Below are 3,203 nucleotides of genomic sequence, written 5' to 3' on the forward strand. Positions count from 1 at the left end.
GCAAGGTCACCCCGGTGATCGACCGTGCCTTCCCGCTGAGCGAGACTGCTGAGGCGATCAGGTATGTCGGCGAGCGGTCCACCCAAGGCAAAACCGTCATCACCCTGTGAGGCTCGACCATCGAGCAGGTGCACCGGCCGCACCACGCCGTCGCCTTGTACAGGCCCCAGGCCGCCCCGCGAGCCCGACCACGGTCGCCACGACCAGGACCTGGATGACTCACCAGATGGCCCCGTCCACGGTGGCGCCGGTCCCAAGAAACGACGGCATGACCACAGGAACGTGCTGCCGAACAGGAGGATCGCTACCGACGCCACGGTCCTGAACCGAGCCATCCCCTTGCCCTCTTCGATCAAACACGCTGCTCGAGTTCAGCCTCGGACACCGCCGCAGACAGGACATGGGGGCAAGGTCTCGGCTCCGACGGGCCGTTGGGCCGCCGGAGTTGCTGCGGCGCGACCCCGACCGCTGCGGGCTCGGCCAGCCGGCTCGGCCTGATGGCCGGGGACTGCCGCGACCTGAACGCGGGTCGGACGGCCCCCGCAGGGCAGGACCTTTGCCACTGAAACGGTCAGGACGCCGAACCCAGACTGGCAGTCGAGCCCTGCTCGTAGGGACCGGTGAGCGATGGCAATGTCAGCGATCCAGCGACGGAGGCGCCTGTCCGCGGCCTTCGCGCCGCCACACGCCCCACTGACGAGCCCGGGCGGCGCCGGGGTGGTGACCGGCCTGCCGCTGCTGCTGCTCCGCAGCGAAGGCGTGGCGCTGCTGGTCATGGCGATCCTGCTCTACGGCAGGTACGGGCGGTCCTGGTGGCTGTTTGTCGCACTGCTGCCGGCACCCGACCTCGGCCTGCTCGGGAACCTGCGGAGCCGGCAGGCCGGCGCGGTGGCCTACGACCTGACCCACACCTACCTTCCCCCCACCACCCTTGCCTTGGTCGGGGTCCTCACCGAGTCCGGCCTTGCCGTCGCGCTGGCGCTGGTCTGGTTCGCCCACATCGGTATGGACCGCACGCTAGGCTTGGGACTCCAGTACCCGGACGGTTCCGGCCGCACCCACCTCAGCGAGACGCGCCAGCGTCGGAACGGGGCCGGCCCGGGAGGTGGCCCATGGACCGGTTGAGCGCCCAGGACCTGATGATGCTCTGGCCCGAGGAGCTGGGCTGGTCGCAGGACATCGGCGCGCTGGCTATCCTCGACGGGCGGAGGCTGCTGGACGCCGACGGCCGCTTCCAGATCGAGCGGGTTCGCGATCGGGTCCAGGAACGGCTGCATCTTGTTCCTCGCTTCCGGCAGCTGCTGTACCGGCCGGGGTTGGGGCTGGGCTGGCCGCTGTGGATCGACGCGCCGTCGATCGATCTTGCCGAGCACGTGCGGGTGTTCCCGCTGGCCGCGCCGGCCGACGAGGCGCGGCTGCTGCTGGCCTGTGAGGAGCTGCGGCACCGCCGGCTGGACCGGTCGCGGCCGCTGTGGGAGCTGTGGTTCCTGCCCGGGCTGCCGGACCGGCGCGTCGGCCTGTTCATGCGGGTGCACCACGCGATCGCCGACGGCATGGCGGGGATCGCCGCGCTGGGCGCCTTGGTTGATCTCGTCCCCGATCCACCCGGGACCAACGGGCCGCCGTGGACGCCAGCGCCAATGCCGTCCAGGCGTGAGCTGTTCGGCGACAACTTGCGCCGGCACCTCCAAGACGTCGGTCGCGCCTCCACAAGGCTCGACCATCCGGTCGACACGGTCCGCCAGGCCCGGCGGGGATTGCCGGCGGTGCGCGAGGCGTTCGCGGAAGCGCGGGCACCGCGGACCAGCCTGAACCGGCGGATCGGCAGCCACCGTCGCTTCGCGCTGGTCCGCAGCGACTTGGGCCTCGTCAAACGGATCGCCCATGCAAGCGACGCGACGGTCAACGACGTGCTGATGGCCGTGCTCGCCGGCGGCCTGCGCGAGCTGCTGGTTGGCCGCGGCGAGCGCGTGGACGGGGTGGTGCTACGGGTGTTCGTGCCGGTCTCGCTCCACGGCGAGCAACCGGGCCAGGCGCGGGGCAACCTGGACGGGGCGATGGTGGTGCCGCTGCCGATCGGGGAACCCGACCACCCGCGTCGGCTACGGCTGATCGCCGCCGACACCACCGAACGGAAGCAGCGATCCCGTCCGCAGGGCGGCACGCCGTTCCGCAATCCCCTGATCCAGCGGGCCGCGCTGCGGGTCGTGCACCGCCAGCACGTGATGAACACCTATGCCGCCAACGTGCCCGGCCCCCCAGTCCCGCTGTACTTCGCCGGCGCCCCGCTGCTGGAGGTGTTCCCCATCGTGCCGATCCTGGGCAACGTGTCGGTCGGCGTGGGGGCGCTGTCCTACGCCGGGCAGTTCAACCTCACCGCGGTGGCCGACCGGGACCTCTGTCCGGACCTGGAGGTCTTCGTCAAGGGCATGGGCAGCTCGCTGGACGCCCTGGCGGCCTCGATGCTGGCCTGCAGCGCCGCTGGGGAGGGGTGACCACCGGTGCCCAGCAGGTATCGCCAGGACATGCAGCGGGCCTGGGAGCGGATCGCCGCGGTCCGGACAGGAACGCTCGAGATCCGCTTCGGGACACTCGAGAACGCCGAGCGAGAGGCGGGCCTGCCCGTCCTGGTCTGCCACGGCGTGCTCGGCTGCCACGCCGACGGCGTCGACGGCTGGTGGACGAACATGCTGGGCGAGGGAAATCGGGTGATCGCCCCGGCCCGCTTCGGCTACTTCGGCTCGACCCTGCCGCCCAACGCCACGCCCGCCGACCAGGCCGACGCCTACGCGCTGCTGCTGGACCACCTGGGGATCGACCGCGCCGCCGTCATCGGCTACTCGGCCGGCAGCGCCTCGGTGCTGGAGTTTGCCCTGCGCCACCCCGACCGAGTGGTTGGGCTGATCCTGGCCAACTGTCGCCTGGGCGGCCCGGCGCCGAACCCGCTGCTCAAACCCGTCCTTGGCGTCGTGTACGGGTCCCAGCGGCTGTTCTGGCTCTACCGGCGGCTCCTGCCGGCGATCTACGCGAGGATGCTCGGCGTTCCCAAGGGCTACCGGCCGACCCCCGACGAGGCCGCCACCATCCGCGCCGTGAGCGAGCTGCAGTTCCCGCTCAAGCCGCGGAGGCTGGGCGCCGTCTTCGATGGGTTCGTGTCCACCTGGCCGCCGACCGGTTCCCTTTCGAGGAGCTGGCCGTGCCCA

Annotated in this window: 4 protein-coding genes; all 4 read left to right on the top strand. The window is 71.5% G+C overall.

Annotated elements, in window-relative coordinates; all coding sequences use genetic code 11:
* A partial coding sequence (locus VF468_15855) for a zinc-binding dehydrogenase (GenBank protein ID HEX5879767.1) occupies window positions 1-110 on the top strand: 110 nt, incomplete at its 5' end.
* Between the two features lie 610 nt (window positions 111-720).
* Complete coding sequence (locus VF468_15860) at window positions 721-1,125, top strand: DUF4260 domain-containing protein (GenBank protein HEX5879768.1); 405 nt, start codon at window positions 721-723, stop codon at window positions 1,123-1,125.
* On the top strand, window positions 1,113-2,495 hold the full coding sequence (locus VF468_15865) for a wax ester/triacylglycerol synthase family O-acyltransferase (GenBank protein HEX5879769.1): 1,383 nt from the start codon (window positions 1,113-1,115) through the stop codon (window positions 2,493-2,495). Before VF468_15860 ends, VF468_15865 begins: the two co-directional genes overlap by 13 nt.
* Before the next feature lie 6 nt (window positions 2,496-2,501).
* The coding region (locus VF468_15870; GenBank protein HEX5879770.1) for an alpha/beta fold hydrolase at window positions 2,502-3,203 on the top strand (702 nt) is incomplete at its 3' end.

The sequence above is a fragment of the Actinomycetota bacterium genome (genome assembly GCA_036280995.1).
In the GTDB taxonomy this organism is placed as follows: Bacteria; Actinomycetota; CALGFH01; order CALGFH01; family CALGFH01; genus CALGFH01.